Raw genomic sequence first — 14982 nt, forward strand, 5'->3', positions numbered from 1 at the left:
GACGAAAGCTGTTCATGCCCCTCTCCACCCCCGCACGCCTGTTCCGCCCCTTCTCCCTCCTCACCGCCGCCGCAGTCTTGGTGACACCTCTTGTGGTCGCCGCTCCCGCTGCTGCAGCTCCCGAGACGCCGAGCCTGCTGATCACCGAGATCGCGCCCGATAACTCCGGGTACGACGACTTCGAGTTCATCGAGGTCCACAACGCGGGAGGCACCGCGGTCGACCTGAGCGCTGAGGGCATCGAGCTGTCGTACATCTACGCCGACAGCGACGACACCGCCTCGGACGTGCCGCTGACCGTCGCGCCGGGCACGACGGTTGAGGCAGGGGAGACGATCGTCCTCTGGTTGAGCTACGCCACCTCGACGGTCGACAGCTTCGCCAAGACGGTCGAGGACTTCCGAGCGCACTTCGCCGCGACGCAGCCCGAGCTGGGGTACGACGTCGTGCGCGTCACCGGCCAGGCGGGGATGGCCAACGGTGGCGACCGCGGGGTCCGGCTGAGCGCGGATGACGTCGAGATCGCGCGCTCCTTCGTGCCCGTCGGGGCCGCGGGAGCAGACCTCAGCGTCCACTTCCAGGTGCCGGCATCCGGAATCTCGGCGGCTGTCCTCGAGACCCGCTCCGCTCCCACCCCCGGCGCGATCGTGCCCGAGGCACTCGTGGCCGAGGAGCCCGAGCCGGTCGTCGAGATCGCCCCGCGCGACCTCGTCATCACCGAGTTCGCGCCCGACAACGCCGGCACCGACCGGTGGGAGTACGTCGAGGTCTACAACACCACCGACCACGACATCGACCTCACGGCGACGGGCACGAGCGTCGTCTACGACTACGTCTCGAACGCCAAGGCGCTCGAGGTCCCCGCGGGCAGCGTCATCCCCGCCGGCGAGGCCGCGGTGCTGTGGCTGCAGTACTCGCCCAACACCGACGGCTACACCGCTGCCGACTTCCGCACTTTCTACGGCGCGGATGCCGATCTCACGGTGATCCCGATCACCGGCCAGTCCGGGTTCGCCAACGGCGGGGGCCGCGGCATCCGTCTCGTCTCGGGCGAGGAGGTCATCACGGAGGCCTGGTACGCCGCCGGGGAGGTGGGGAGCGCCCTGAGTGTGGACTACCGCCTGCCCGCACGCCTCACCGAGACGATGATGGCGGTGCTCGCGACACAGGTCGCCCCGACGCCGGGCGTCATTCCGGCAGACACCCTCGTTCCGGCCCCGTTCGACCCGCAGCCCGACGCCGACCTCGTGACGGCGCCCCTGCAGGTCACCGAGGTGGCGCCCGATACGTCCAACATGGGCGGCTCCGACGCGTACGAGTTCATCGAGGTCTACAACGCCACCAGCGCACCCGTCGACTTCTCGGACTACACCCTGAAGTACCTGTACCCGCTGGCCGACCTGACCAACTCCTCGACGACGCTGTGGCCGGCGACCGTCCGGAATGCGACGATCCCCGCGGGCGGTGTGATCGTCTTCTGGATCAAGAACGGCGCCAATGACGCCCTCACGGCTGCCGACTTCAACTCCCACTTCGGCAGTTCGCTGGTCGCCGACGAGAGCCTCTTCGAGATCCGCTCCGGCGGAATGGCCAACTCGGCAGCGCGAGGGCTCGAGATCACGACGAACACGGGCTTCACCGTCAACCGCGCGTACTACAACCTCGGTGGCGTCGACGACACGACCCCCGACCAGCCGATCCAGTACGCCGTCAACCACGACGACCTGACCCTGCAGACCAAGCTCGGTACCGCGAGCGCCACGCCCGGCGCGATCGCGCCCGAGCAGGTCGACGACGGACTCATGATCGTGCCCGGTGACACCACGGCACCCCAGATCACCGACCAGACGGCCGCCGAGATCGCCGCGGGCGTCGACTTCGAGATCGCCGTCGTGGCGACCGACGATGTGCAGGTCAAGACCGTCTCGATCGCCGTGCGCAGCAACCTGGATGCCGAGCCGGTGCGCTACGAGATCGTCTCGGACGGTGCCGATCGCTACGCCCTGCCGATCGCGGCCGCGGACCTCACCGGCAAGCGCTGGTTCGAGTACACCGTCGTCGCCGACGACGGTGCGAACGAGACCGTCGTGGGTCCGGTGCGGGTTCCGCTCGCCGGGGTGGACACCTCACCGGTGCGACTCAACGTCACCGACGAGCAATGGGTGCGCGGCAACGTCGACCTGATCGCCGGCGGCGATACGTATCCCGCCGACGTCGAGCTCACGATCGACGGAACCCCCGTCGAGGCCTCGCCCCAGCTGGAGGCCGCACCGGTCTTCGCGTTCGAAGCCAGCGGCGTCGACACGTTCTTCCGCAACGGTGTCAAGGTCGGCGGCGACGTCCTCACGATCTTCGACGACGGGATCTACTCGGGCTGGGAGACGATCTCCACCTCCGTACCGCTCGCGTACGTCACCGCGGGGCAGACCGTGACCGTCAGCGTCTGGGCAGGCACGAAGGCCGCACCCGAGATCGACCCCGACGAGAACAACGACGACTTCAGCATCCGCGGTCTGCGTCTCATCCTCCCCGACGGCCGGACTCTCACGCCGACCGGGTACGACGACCCCACCCTCGTGCTCTCGATGGGTGACAGCGCCGGAAAGTACGAGTTCTACGAGGCGACCTTCACTGTGCCGTCCGACGCGGCCACCGCCGTCGGCTACACGTGGGACACGACGACGGTCACCGACGGCGAGCACGTGGTCGCGGCATCCGTCACCGGCACCGAGGTCGACGCGAACGTCCGGGTCGACAACACCCTGCCCGAGATCGTGACCGACCTCGAGACCGGCAGGCTCTACCAGGGGGCGTTCACGATCGATGCGCAGGCGACCGATCTCGGCTCGGGGCTCGTGTCGCTCGAGACGACCCTCGACGGTCGTGTCGTGACGCTGCCCTACGCGACCTCGTCGCTGATCCTCCCCGAGGGCGACCACGAGGTGGTCATGACCGCGACGGATGCCGCCGGCAACGTCGCCGAGAGGATCATCACCTTCCGCACCCCCGTCGAGAACCCCGCCGTCACGCTCGTGACGCCGGAGGACGGCGCGACAGTCGAAGAGGGCTCGGTGACGCTCGAGGCCCGGGCCGTGGACCCGACCGGCGACGTCCTCGACGTCACCTTCGCCGAGGGTCACGCGCTGAGGGTCGGTGACGGTGTGACGGCGTCGACCGGGACCGTGGGCACCGCCGACACCACCGACCGCACTGCCGCGCGGACGCTCACTGCCGACGAGGTCAGCAGGATCGGGGAGTTCGACGGTCAGACGCTTGTCGAGACATCCGGAACTGCCTTCCCGTACCAGCTGTTCGACGTCGCGGTGCCCGCGGATGCCGGAGACGACGCCCGCGTTCGCGTGCACTGGGAGGGTTCGGCCAACGCCGACGCGAAGCTCCTGCTGTACGCGCTCGGAACCGACGGCAGCTGGGACGAGGTGGATCGCCTCGTCACCGAGGACGACGTCACGACCGTCGCGCTGGACGCGGTCCTGCCGGTGGCCGGCTACGCCGCAGGCGGCACCGTGCGTCTGCTCGTGCAGCACTCCGAGGGCTTCGCCGGCGAGAACCTCTCGACCCGCGACAGCGTCGTGGAGCCCGAGCACGCCGAAGACACTCCTCGGTCGGACTACGACTTCACCCTCGCGGTCGAGTCGGACACGCAGTACTACAACGAGGAGTTCCACCAGCACCAGACGGCGATCCACGACTACCTGCTGCGCGAGCGGACGGATCTGAACCTGCAGTACCTGTTCCACACCGGCGACATCGTGGACGACTACGACCAGCTGTGGCAGTGGGACTTCGCCGACCCCGAGTACCAGAGGCTCGACGACGCCGCCCTGCCCTACGGCGTGCTGGCGGGCAACCACGACGTGGGCCACAAGGAGGTCGACTACACCAACTACGGCACGTACTTCGGCGCCGACCGCTTCGACGCCAACCCCTGGTGGGGCGGGGACTACGCGAACAACCGCGGCCACTACGACCTGGTCACCGCGGGCGGCATCGACTTCCTCATGCTCTACATGGGCTGGGCGCCCGGGGACGCCGAGATCGCCTGGATGAACGAGGTCCTCGCGCAGTACCCCGAGCGCATCGCCGTGCTGAGCCTGCACGAGTACATGCTCACGACCGGCGGGCTCGGACCCATTCCGCAGCAGATCTACGACGAGGTCATCGCCACGAACCCCAACGTGCGCATGGTCTTCTCGGGCCACTACCACGACGCCTACACCCGCATCGACGGGTTCGACGACGACGGTGACGGCACGGACGACCGGCAGGTCTACCAGATCCTGTTCGACTACCAGGGTCTGCCCGAGGGCGGTCTTGGCTACCTGCGACTGCTGCACTTCGACAACGAGGGCAAGCAGGTCATCGCGCGCACCTACTCGCCCTCGCTGGGCGACTACAACGCCGATGACCCCTCGCTCGACCCCGAGCACCAGGAGTTCACGATGCCGTATGCGGCGCTGGGCATCGAGCCTGCTGAGAAGGTGCTGCGCACCGACGGCGTGCGGGTCGACGTGCTGACCTCGCACACGATCGGTGCCGTGAGCGATGTCGAGAGCGGCTCGACCCCGTCGGTGACGTGGGATGCCGCACCCGGCGAGTACGGGTGGTACGCGTCGTCGGTCGACCCGTACGGGGCGACCGCGGACTCCGAGGTGCGCACCCTGACGGTGGTCGCGCCCTCGGGCGGTGACGGTGGCTCCGGTGACGGTGGCTCCGGTGACGGCGGCTCCGGTGACGGCGGCTCCGGTGACGGCGGTTCGGGTGATGGTGGTTCGGGTGACGGTGGCACCGGTGACGGTGGCGCGGGTGATGGCGGCTCGGGCAACGGCGGCATGCCGACCCAGAACACGGTTCCCGTGAGCGTCCCAGACCTCGATCCGTCCCTCGAGGGTCTCATCGCGCCCACTGGCACGCTGCGGGTCGGCGACCCGGTGACGATCTCGGTGCCGGGCCGCGACGGCGAGTGGGTGCAGGTGTGGTTGCACTCCACACCCACCCTGATCTCGGGATGGACGCAGGTGGCAGGCGGAACCGTGACGGCCACCGTCCCGGCCTCGATCCCGGCGGGCACGCACACACTCGTCGTGCAGAACAGCAGCGGCGTCATCGGCTGGGCCACGGTCACCGTCTCGGCGGCGACCGGTCAGGCCGCCATCAGCGACGGCGTGATCGCCGACACGGGCGCCGATGCGCGACCGCTCGGCCTCCTCGCCGTCATCGCGTTCGCCGTGATCCTCGCCGGTGGGGCGATCCTGGTCCGGCGTCGCATCGCCTCCTGACAGGAGCCGGCGGTAGGGTGGCGGATGCTGCGGCATCCGTCACCGCCGCCGGCTGAGGAGTGGTCCATGATCGTCGGGATCGGCGTCGACCTGGTCGACATCGCGCGGTTCGAGCGCACGATCGCCCGGACCCCGAAGCTGCTGCCCCGACTGTTCTCGCCGAACGAACGGATGCTGAAGCCGCGCTCGCTCGCGGCCCGTTACGCCGCGAAGGAGGCGCTCATCAAGGCGCTGGGCGGATCCGACGGCGTGCACTGGACCGAGATCGAGGTCACGCCCGAGGCATCCGGCCGCCCGTGGTTCACCCTGACCGGATCGACGGCCGAGGTCGTCGCCGCCCGGTCGATCACGACCCTCCACCTCTCGATGTCGCACGACGCCCACCTCGCGACCGCCTACGTCATCGCCGAGTCCGGCACCGTCATCGAACCCGGCGTCAGCCCGGGGGCGCGAACCCACACATCCGGCACCGAGCCCACAGCATCCGGCGCGCGAAAGGTGTGGGCTGGTGCAGATGGTGTGGGTTCGGCGGCCGAGGCTGGGGCCGAGGTCGGGGGCGGCGCCGGGGTGGAGGAGCGATGAGCGTCATGCCTGGGTCGAGGGTGCCGGAGGGCGTGCTGCGGGAGGCGGTCGTCGACGTCGCTGCCATCGCCGCGAACGTGCGGCACCTGCGCACCCTGACCGCGTCCGAGGTCATCGCCGTCGTCAAGGCCGACGGCTACGGACACGGCGCGACCCGGTCGGCCGTGGCCGCGCTCGCGGGAGGCGCGACCAGGATCGGCGTCTCCGACATCACCGAAGCCCTCGCGCTGCGCCGAGCGGGCATCACGGCGCCGATCGTCGCGTGGCTGCATGCCCCCGGGACCTCCTTCCGCGAGGCGGCGCACGCGGGGATCGAGCTCGGCATCTCGAGCTTCGCTCAGCTGCAGGAGGCGGCAGCTGCCGCATCCGTCGACCGCCCCGTCGGGGTGCACCTCAAGCTCGAGACGGGCCTCGGTCGCAACGGCATCGCCCCCGTCGACTACGGCATCGTGTTCGCCGAGGCCGCCCGACTCGAGCGCATCGGGAAGCTGCGGGTCATCGCCCTGTTCAGCCACCTCTCGAACACGAGCCCCGAGGACGATCGGGCGGCGCTGCGCGTGTTCCTGGATGCCGCCGGCTCGGCGGCCGCGCTCGGCCTTGCCCCGCCGCTGCGTCACCTTGCCGCCACCCATGCCGCGATCGCGCTGCCCGAGACGCGCCTGGGCTGCGTGCGCCTGGGCATCGGAATCTACGGGCTATCCCCGTTTGCAGACCGTACCTCCGCCGACCTCGGGTTGCGTCCCGCCATGACCCTGCGCGCAGCGGTGGCGGCGGTGCGCCGGGTGGATGCCGGACACGGCGTCTCGTACGGCTATCAGCACCGCACCGAGCGCGAGACGACCCTCGCGCTCGTATCGATCGGGTACGCCGACGGCGTCCCCCGGAACGCATCGGGACAGGGGCCTGTCACGATCGGCGGGCGAACCTTCCCGGTGGCCGGACGCATCGCGATGGACCAGTTCGTCGTCGACGTCGGCGACCACCCTGTCTCGGTGGGGGACGAAGCAGTCCTGTTCGGCGACTCCACGCTGGGCGTGCCCTCCGCTGATGCCTGGGCGCGCGCGGCCGACACGATCAACTACGAGATCGTCACACGCATCGGCCCGCGTGTCCCGCGGCGGCAGGTGTCCTCGTGAGCGGTCTCGACGACCTCGTCGGCGAGCGCCAGATCGCGAGTCCCGCCGACATGCACGCCCTCGGGGTCGAGATGGGACGGATGCTTCGCCCGGGCGACCTGGTCGTCCTCACCGGTGTGCTCGGGGCCGGCAAGACGACTCTGACGCGCGGTATCGGCGAGGGGCTGGGGGTGCGAGGCCCCATTCAGAGTCCGACGTTCGTGCTCGCGCGCACCCATCCGTCACTGGTCGGCGGGGCGCCGCTCGTCCACGTGGACGCCTACCGTCTGGGATCCGCCGCCGAGCTCGACGATCTCGACATCGACTACGACGGATCGGTGGTCGTCGTGGAGTGGGGTCGCGGCATGGTGACGGGCCTGCGAGATCACTGGTGGGATGTCGAGCTGCAGCGCGAATGGCACGGCACCGGCGTCGACACCGCCTGCGGCACCTACGGGCCCGCCGCGGCCGAGCTCGACGCCGACGCACCGCGCCTGGTCAGCATCCGTCGCGAGCCCTCGTGACCGCGCCTGACCGCGCCTGACCCGGGTCGTCTCGCGGATACCCTGGAAGGATGATTCTCGGCATCGATACCTCGGTCGGCACCGCGGTCGCGGTCGTCGAGGCCGACGGTGTGGTCTTGGCCGATGTCTCGAGCGCGAATCCGCTCGGACACGCGGAGGTCATCGGCGACCTGCTGCAGACGGTGCTCGGCACCGCGCGCGCCGATGCTCCCCTCGGCCACGCCGGAGCCGGCACGCCGGGAGAAGCGGCGGACATCACGGCGGTCGCCGCGGGCATGGGCCCCGGCCCGTTCACGGGGCTGCGCGTCGGCATCGCCGCCGCCCGCACATTCGCGCTGGGGCGGGGCGTGCCGCTCATCCCCGTCGTGAGCCATGATGCGGTAGCTCTCGGCATCCTGCTCGACGAGGCGCTGCGCGAGGGCGCGACGGCGACGGATGCCGAACCGGCGCGTTTCGCCGTCGTCACGGATGCGAGGCGCCGTGAGTTCGCTTACACGGTCTACGCCGGCATGGACGACGACGGTCTGCCCGTACGGGTCACCCAGCCCGCGCTGAGTCCGCGCGATGACCTCGATGCCGTCCTGGCCGAGGTGGGCGCGCAGCGACGCGACGCCTCGGCAGTGTCAGCGGCGATGATCGCGCTGGTCGCGGCGCGCGCGTCGGCGGCCGGGCGAGAGGTCGGCCCGCGCGACGCTCTGTATCTGCGCTCACCCGACGTGACCGTGCCAGCCGGGCCGAAGGCCGTGTCCGCCGGGCCGAAGGCCGTGTCCGCCGGGCCGAGGAGGGTGGGCGCATGAGTCTGCGCCGTGCCACCAGCGCCGACCTCGACGCGATCATGGCGATCGAGCGGGCCTCCTTCCCGACGGACGCGTGGTCGGAGGCGATGATGGCGGCGGAACTGGCCTCGCCGCATTCGATCTACCTCGTCGTGGCCGACAGCGACCGGGTGATCGGCTACGGCGGTGTGCGCGCCGTGCGCGGGGCCCCGGATGCCGACATCCAGACGATCGCGCTCGCCGAAGCCGCCCGCGGCACGGGGAGGGGGCGCGACCTCCTCGTCGCTCTGCTGGCCGAGGCGCTCGCCGCGGGCGCGAAGACCGTGTTCCTCGACGTGCGCGAGGACAACTCTGTGGCCCGCGCCCTGTACCGCAGTGTCGGGTTCCTCGAGGTGGGGCGCCGGCCCCGCTACTACCAGCCCGACGACATCGACGCGGTCGTCATGCAGCTCGACCTCGCTTCCTGGGACGCCGCACGCCAGCCCGGGGCGATCGCGACCGGGGGAGTGTGCTCATGAGCGTCATCCGACCGCCCCGCGAGCCTCTCGTGCTCGGGATCGAGACCAGCTGCGACGAGACCGGCGTCGGGATCGTCCGCGGCCGCACCCTGCTCTCGAACACCATCGCCTCGAGCATGGACGAGCACGCGCGCTACGGCGGCGTCGTCCCCGAGGTCGCGGCGCGCGCCCACCTGGAGGCGCTGCAGCCGACGATCGAGGCCGCCCTCGCGGAGGCGCAGGTCGAGCTCACCGACATCGACGCTGTGGCGGTGACCTCCGGCCCGGGCCTTGCCGGCGCCCTCATGGTCGGGGTGGGAGCGGCCAAGGCGCTCGCGGTCGCCCTCGATGCGCCGCTCTACGCCGTGAACCACCTCGTGGGTCACATCGCCGCCGACCTCCTCGATCCGGATGCGCCGCCGCTGGAGTACCCGACCGTCGCGCTGCTCGTCTCCGGAGGCCACACGTCGCTTCTGCTGGTGCGCGACCTCACGAGCGATGTGGAACTCCTCGGCGAAACCGTCGACGACGCCGCCGGTGAAGCATTCGACAAGATCGCCCGGATCCTCGGGTTGCCCTACCCCGGCGGGCCCGAGATCGACCGGGCGGCGGCATCCGGATCCGACGGGCGCGGCGGCACCCGCGCGGGCGACCCGAACGCGATCCGCTTCCCGCGCGGACTCTCTCGCGCCAGCGACATGGCCGAGCACCGATACGACTTCTCGTTCTCGGGCCTGAAGACCGCCGTGGCCCGGTGGGTCGAACAGCAGGAGGCCGCCGGCCAGCCCGTCTCGACCGCCGATGTCGCGGCATCCTTTCGGGAAGCGGTGGTCGACGTGCTCGTCACGAAGGCGCTCGCGGCGTGCGCGGACCTCGGTGTGCCGCGCCTGCTGCTCGGCGGGGGCGTGATCGCCAATCGGCGGCTGCGGGAGGTCGCGCTCGAACGGGCGGCTGCGGCGGGAGTCACCGTGCGGATCCCGCCGCTGTCGTTGTGCACCGATAATGGGGCCATGATCGCCGCTCTCGCATCGGAACTGATCATGTCCGGACGGGCACCCTCGACGATGGCGTTCGGCGCGGACTCGACCCTGCCGGTCACCGAGATCCAGGTGGCCTCCTCGGTGGGGGACGAAGCATGAGCGATCGCGGACGCGGATTCTCGCGGTTGCCCACCGCGCCGGTGGACGTGCCGACGACCCTCAGCGGACCCGACCTGTCGGAGGATCGTCCCGGCTGGGAACCGGATGCCGCCCCCGTTGACGCATCGAGCTTCGACCGGGGGTTCGCCGCGTGGGCCCTCGGCTTCGGGATCGTCGGACTGGCCGTCTCCCTCTTCGTCGGGTGGGGCTTTGTCATCGGGATCGTCGCAATCGTCTCGGGCATCATGGCGCTGCGGCATCCGCGGGACAGCCGCCGCGTCGCGGTGTGGGCGGTCGTTCTCGGCGCCGTCTCGATCGTCTACAGCCTCGGCTGGCTCGTCTACGCCTGGACCGTGCTGACCTGACCGGCGCGTCAGCGGGCGGGCACGCGTTTCGGTCGCGTCGCGGTGCGGGTACCGTGCGACGGATGCGCAGAAGGGCGCGACCGAACGGAAGGGTGGCCAGGTCAGGATGCGGGTGGCACGCGGTCGGCAAGGATCGCGGCGCGGGCGCCGGCGATGCGCGTCATGATGAGGGTCGCTGACTCGTCGCCCTTCAGACGCAGGCTCTGACGCAGCGCAGCGGGGTCGACATCCACCCCGCGCTTCTTGATCTCGAGGATGCCGATGCCGCGCTCCCGCAGCGCCCGCGCGAGCTTCTTCGTGTCGGCCGGCAGCACCTCTCGCACGCGGAAGGTCTGCACGAAAGGGCTCGTGAGCGGCTCATCGGCGGTGAGGTACGCGACCTTCTCCGACAGCATCCCGGCGCGCAGCGACCGGGCGACCTGCCCGATGAGCCGGGCACGGATGACGGCACCGTCGGGCTCGTGGAGGAACTCCCCGATCGCGCGCACGGGTTCGTCCTCGGTGTCCGCGGGCGCCGTCAGCTCGGCAGCATGCTGCCCGCGCAGCACGAGGGCCGACCGGGTCACTCCCTCGCGCGCGAGCTGCCCCGACCACAGGACGAGCTCGACGGTCGAGCCGTCCGCGCTCACCCACTGCGCCTCGAGCCCTCCCGGGATCCGGTCGCGATCCAGACCCGGACCCAGCTTTGCCCCACCCGGCATCCTGCCGAGGAGGTCGAAGACCCATTCCAGCGACGGGGACCAGTCGTCCGCGCGCGATCGGCCCGTCTCGCCGTGCCCCGACGTGCGGCGCGCCGGATCCAGCCAGACCGCTTCCACGTCCGCGAGATCCTGGTCCTCGGCGCGGCCGACCCGGACGGTCGCGGACGGCCCGAACGGGGAGAGGTTCACGGTCGCGAGGGCGGCGGTCACCTCGTCGGCATCGACGGCGTCGACACGGATGCCGAGACTGGCCAGCGCGAGAGCGTCGCCGCCGATCCCGCACCCCAGGTCTGCAACGCTCGCGATCCCGGCCCGCTGGAAGCGACCGGCGTGGTGGGCGGCGACCGCGAGCCGCGTCGCCTGCTCGAGACCGGCGCGAGTGAACAGCATCCGTGCCGCGAAGTCGCCGAACTTGGCACGCGCCCGCTCGCGCAGCCGCGCCTGCGTCACGACCGCCGACACCAGGTCGGGGGAGTGACCCGCGTTCCGCAGCCGCGACACCGTGCGGGCGACCTCATCGCTGGAGGTGACGGGGTCCAGACTGTTCAGCAGTTCGAGCCCCGCCGGCGTCAGCAGCGCCCGCACCTCGGCGATGTCCATTCATCCACCCTAGGTGCGGGCGCCGCTCACGCTGAGCGCGTCAGCTGCAGCCGCTGACGAGGTCCCACGAGGATGCCGAGACCCGCTGCAGGCTCGTGACGGTGGCGTCTCCGAGCCCCAGATAGTCCTGGGTCCCCACCGCGTAGTAGGGGTTGTAGGGGTTCACTCCGTACGACGTGGCCCGGCCGGCGGTCTTGTGGGTCGCGTTCGTCGCGGTGACGCAGTCCGTCGGCGTCGGCGTGCTGGTCGGCGTCGGCGTCGGGGTGGCCGTCGGCGTCGGGGTGGCCGTCGGCGTTCCGGTCGGCGTGGGCGTCGGTGTGGGGGTCGGTGTGGGGGTGCCCGACCGGTCGACGCGCCGGTTGTTGTCGAAGAAGAAGTCGGTCACGTACGCCGGGTAGTCGATGCTGTTCGCGCTGATGTAGGAACCGCCCGCGCCCGCGCCGGCTGGCCAATTGTGCCCGAGACCCGTGTTCTGGATCACCGACACCCGCGGTCCCTCGGCGTCGGAATACAGCGTCCCGCTGCCGGAGGTGTTGGTGCCCGCCAAGCCGGACAGACCGAAGGTGGAGGCCTGGTCGGCGTCATAGATGTCCGCCATGATCTGTCCGTTGAGCGTGTTGTACCCGGTCGCGACCGTGGAGTCGTTGTTCCCGTAGACGACGGAGGTCAGCTGCGTCTCGAACGCCCCGGATGCCGACCCGGCGAAGCTCGTGCAGGTCGACACACCCTGGTTCTTCGACACCGCCACCGACGAGATCTGCCCCGAGGAGGTACCCACGGTGGGACCGGCGTTGATGCCGATGCCGGCGAACACGTCGGGCGCGAGGCATCCCATCACCATCGTCTGTCCACCGCCCGAGGACAGCCCCGACACGTACACCTGGTCGCCGTCGATTCCCAGACTCGCGCGCGCCGTGAGGGTGGAGGCCAGGGAGAGCAGGTTGTCGTCGTGTCGCGCCGGGGCGGTGCGCGAGTGGTTCGCGTCGTAGTAGTCCCAGCATCCGAGGATCACCCCGCCGTTGGGGGCGTCCGGAAGCGCAACGACCATGCCGTACTCGTCGGCCGTGCGGGCCCAGTTGCCCGCGGACTGCAGATCCGACGCCTTCTGCACACAGCCGTGGAGCGAGATCATCAACGCCCGGCCGGCGGGAAGCGCGGCATCCGTGGTCGGAGTGTAGAGCCGCACCGACATCCCGGCGATCGTCTCGGTCGTCCACGTGCCGGTGCCGTCCGTCGATCCGCCCGAGCCGCCACCGCCCGAGCCATTGGTGCAGCCGGGCAGGGTTTCGAACCCCGGCGGACAGGTGATCGCCTGAGCCGCCGGAGCGAGAGCGGTCAAGCCTGCCACGGCCACGCCGGCTGCCACGAGCGCGCCGAGAGCGCGCTGTCGGAAACGAGAGAGCATGCGTCATCCCTTCGTCGACTCCGGCCATCGCCCCGGGCGCCATTGCGCGGGCATCCCGGTCGGAGCCAGCATCCGTCTGCGTCGAGCGGATGCCGAACGTGCGTCATCGCACGGGGGTCACGCTATATGAAAGATGATTCAGTTACCAGGTTAAGCAGGGGTGGATGGCAGCTTTCTCACGCCCGGAATCTCCGGAGCGGGCGGAGCGGGCCTTGTGAGGCGGTGAGCCGGGATTCGTGTTGGCACTCGCGTTGCGTGAGTGCCAGTGCTTCAATACACTGGCGTTAGCACTCTCAGTGTGTGGGTGCTAACGAGTCTTGGTATCTCAAGGAAAGCAGAGGTAGACCCGTGTCGGTTTCCATCAAGCCGCTCGAGGACCGCATCGTCATCAAGCAGGTCGAGGCCGAGCAGACCACCTCGAGTGGTCTCGTCATCCCCGACACCGCGAAGGAGAAGCCCCAGGAGGGCGAAGTCATCGCGGTCGGACCCGGTCGCATCGATGACAACGGCAACCGCGTTCCCCTCGACGTCGCCGTCGGCGACCGCGTCATCTACAGCAAGTACGGCGGGACCGAGGTGAAGTTCGGTGCCGACGAGTACCTGGTGCTCTCGGCCCGCGACGTGCTCGCGGTCGTCGTCCGCTGAGTCGACAACTCTTCGACGGGGCTCGGATGCTGCGGCATCCGGGCCCCGTCTGTCGTTTCCGCATGACCGCCTCTGCGTGGCGTGCCGCCCACCGGCCTCAACCCCCCCACGCCTCTCGCGCCGAGCCCACGCCTCTCGCGCCGAGCCCACGCCTCTCGCGCCGAGCCCACGCCTCTCGCGCTGAGCCCACACATTCCTTGTGACGGATGCTGTGGGTTCGGCGGGGAAGGTGTGGGTGCAGCGCCAGGGAGCGGGCGGAGCGGGGACCGGGCCTAGAGTGAGGGAGTGACGCGCGACTCGCTCCCCGGGGACGGGGGTTCTGCACCGGCGACGGGGGATGTTCCCGCATCCGGCGCTGCCCAGATCGCGGGCTCCGACGCGGCGGGGCTGGCTCAGGAGGCTCCCGCGGACGCTGCACGCGAGCGGTTTATCGGCGGTGTGTTCGCGTTCTCGGCCTACTTCCTCTGGGGCTTCCTGCCGCTGTACTTCATCCTGCTTGCTCCGATGACTGGCTGGGAGCTGGTGGGATGGCGCATCCTGCTCTCCCTCGTCTTCTGCGTCCTCCTTCTGACCGTGATGCGCGCCTGGCGGCCATTTCTCGCGATCGTCCGGCAGCCTCGACTGCTCGGCTGGACGGCGCTGGCTGGCGCGGTGATCTACGTCAACTGGCAGGTGTTCATCCTCGCGGCCCTCTCGGGCCACGTCATCGAGACAAGCCTCGGGTACTTCATCAACCCGATAGCCACGGTGCTTCTCGGCGTACTCGTCCTACGAGAGCGGCTGCGCCTGACGCAGTGGGTGGCGATCGCGATCGCCGGGCTCGCAGTCATCGTCACGATCGTCGGCTACAACGCGGTGCCGTGGGTCGCGCTTACCCTTGCAGCATCCTTCAGCATCTACGGTCTGATCAAGAAACGCATCGGACCGTCGGTGGATGCGGTCAGCGGGCTGACACTGGAATCGGCCTGGCTCGCACCGCTCGCGGTCGTGCTGCTTGTCGTCACGTCGCTCACCAGCGGACTCACCGTCGGATCGTACGGGATCTGGCACACGGTCCTGGTCAGTCTCGCCGGCGCCGCGACAGCCGTGCCCCTCCTGCTCTTCGCGGCCGGCGCGCGGCGCATACCCCTCACCGTCGTCGGACTGCTGCAGTTCATTGCGCCGATCATGCAGTTCATCACGGGCGCATGGATCCTGGGCGAACCCATGCCGCCGGAGCGATGGATCGGCTTCGGCCTGGTCTGGGTCGCGTTGGCGGTTCTGACCGTGGACTCGCTCGTGTTCGCTCGCCGTTCGCGCGGGGTCAGCGACGTCGCCGAGGTCACCTGAACCGAGC

The 14982-nt window shown here is 70.2% G+C and carries 11 protein-coding genes and 1 pseudogene; 10 read left to right on the forward strand and 2 right to left on the reverse strand.

What is annotated here, in order from left to right:
• The first annotated feature begins 14 nt into the window (after positions 1–14).
• From ACSGC5_RS10785 to ACSGC5_RS10820, 8 genes and pseudogenes are all read left to right on the forward strand, one after another.
• Positions 15–5297, forward strand: coding sequence for a lamin tail domain-containing protein (locus tag ACSGC5_RS10785; protein WP_434970622.1), 5283 nt, complete (start codon positions 15–17; stop codon positions 5295–5297).
• Positions 5298–5363: 66 nt separating this feature from the next.
• A pseudogene (locus ACSGC5_RS10790) lies at positions 5364–5711 on the forward strand (holo-ACP synthase); the annotation flags it as partial.
• A 164-nt stretch (positions 5712–5875) separates the two neighbouring features.
• Positions 5876–7015 carry an alanine racemase gene (alr, locus tag ACSGC5_RS10795; protein ID WP_434970623.1) on the forward strand — a complete coding sequence of 380 codons (1140 nt, stop codon included), beginning with the start codon at positions 5876–5878 and terminating at the stop codon, positions 7013–7015.
• Positions 7012–7518 (forward strand): tRNA (adenosine(37)-N6)-threonylcarbamoyltransferase complex ATPase subunit type 1 TsaE, encoded by a 507-nt coding sequence (gene tsaE, locus ACSGC5_RS10800; RefSeq protein WP_434970624.1) that lies wholly within the window; start codon positions 7012–7014, stop codon positions 7516–7518. Before alr ends, tsaE begins: the two co-directional genes overlap by 4 nt.
• A 50-nt stretch (positions 7519–7568) precedes the next feature.
• Positions 7569–8315 carry a tRNA (adenosine(37)-N6)-threonylcarbamoyltransferase complex dimerization subunit type 1 TsaB gene (tsaB, locus tag ACSGC5_RS10805; protein ID WP_434970625.1) on the forward strand — a complete coding sequence of 249 codons (747 nt, stop codon included), beginning with the start codon at positions 7569–7571 and terminating at the stop codon, positions 8313–8315.
• Positions 8312–8812: a ribosomal protein S18-alanine N-acetyltransferase gene (gene rimI / locus ACSGC5_RS10810; protein WP_434970626.1), complete on the forward strand. Its 501-nt coding sequence runs from the start codon at positions 8312–8314 to the stop codon at positions 8810–8812. Before tsaB ends, rimI begins: the two co-directional genes overlap by 4 nt.
• Positions 8809–9930, forward strand: a complete 1122-nt coding sequence (gene tsaD, locus ACSGC5_RS10815) for a tRNA (adenosine(37)-N6)-threonylcarbamoyltransferase complex transferase subunit TsaD (protein ID WP_434970627.1) — start codon at positions 8809–8811, stop codon at positions 9928–9930. The genes rimI and tsaD overlap by 4 nt, the downstream gene beginning before the upstream one ends.
• A complete protein-coding gene (locus tag ACSGC5_RS10820) occupies positions 9927–10295 on the forward strand; it encodes a hypothetical protein (RefSeq protein ID WP_434970628.1) in 369 nt (122 codons plus the stop codon). The genes tsaD and ACSGC5_RS10820 overlap by 4 nt, the downstream gene beginning before the upstream one ends.
• Before the next feature lie 101 nt (positions 10296–10396).
• On the opposite strand, the gene ACSGC5_RS10825 is transcribed toward ACSGC5_RS10820, so the two are convergent.
• On the reverse strand, positions 10397–11596 hold the full coding sequence (locus tag ACSGC5_RS10825; protein WP_434970629.1) for a THUMP-like domain-containing protein: 1200 nt from the start codon (positions 11594–11596) through the stop codon (positions 10397–10399).
• 40 nt (positions 11597–11636) lie between these two features.
• On the reverse strand, positions 11637–13001 hold the full coding sequence (locus ACSGC5_RS10830) for an extracellular catalytic domain type 1 short-chain-length polyhydroxyalkanoate depolymerase (protein WP_434970630.1): 1365 nt from the start codon (positions 12999–13001) through the stop codon (positions 11637–11639).
• 348 nt (positions 13002–13349) lie between these two features.
• On the opposite strand from ACSGC5_RS10830, the gene groES reads away from it, so the two are divergent.
• The gene (gene groES, locus ACSGC5_RS10835; protein WP_341577724.1) at positions 13350–13646 is read left to right on the forward strand and encodes a co-chaperone GroES; all 297 of its coding nucleotides are present in this window, start codon (positions 13350–13352) and stop codon (positions 13644–13646) included.
• A gap of 387 nt (positions 13647–14033) precedes the next feature.
• Positions 14034–14975, forward strand: a complete 942-nt coding sequence (gene rarD / locus ACSGC5_RS10840; RefSeq protein WP_434970707.1) for an EamA family transporter RarD — start codon at positions 14034–14036, stop codon at positions 14973–14975.
• Positions 14976–14982 lie beyond the last annotated feature (7 nt).

It is taken from the genome of Microbacterium sp. bgisy207 (genome assembly GCF_965345035.1).
Lineage (GTDB): Bacteria > Actinomycetota > Actinomycetes > Actinomycetales > Microbacteriaceae > Microbacterium.

Bases quoted from the DNA above. Each gene is read 5' to 3' on its own strand.
- tsaB (WP_434970625.1), top strand. From the start codon at position 7,569: ATGATTCTCGGCATCGATACCTCGGTCGGCACCGCGGTCGCGGTCGTC.
- ACSGC5_RS10830 (WP_434970630.1), bottom strand. From the start codon at position 13,001: ATGCTCTCTCGTTTCCGACAGCGCGCTCTCGGCGCGCTCGTGGCAGCC.
- ACSGC5_RS10785 (WP_434970622.1), top strand. From the start codon at position 15: ATGCCCCTCTCCACCCCCGCACGCCTGTTCCGCCCCTTCTCCCTCCTC.
- rimI (WP_434970626.1), top strand. From the start codon at position 8,312: ATGAGTCTGCGCCGTGCCACCAGCGCCGACCTCGACGCGATCATGGCG.
- alr (WP_434970623.1), top strand. From the start codon at position 5,876: ATGAGCGTCATGCCTGGGTCGAGGGTGCCGGAGGGCGTGCTGCGGGAG.
- ACSGC5_RS10825 (WP_434970629.1), bottom strand. From the start codon at position 11,596: ATGGACATCGCCGAGGTGCGGGCGCTGCTGACGCCGGCGGGGCTCGAA.
- tsaD (WP_434970627.1), top strand. From the start codon at position 8,809: ATGAGCGTCATCCGACCGCCCCGCGAGCCTCTCGTGCTCGGGATCGAG.
- ACSGC5_RS10820 (WP_434970628.1), top strand. From the start codon at position 9,927: ATGAGCGATCGCGGACGCGGATTCTCGCGGTTGCCCACCGCGCCGGTG.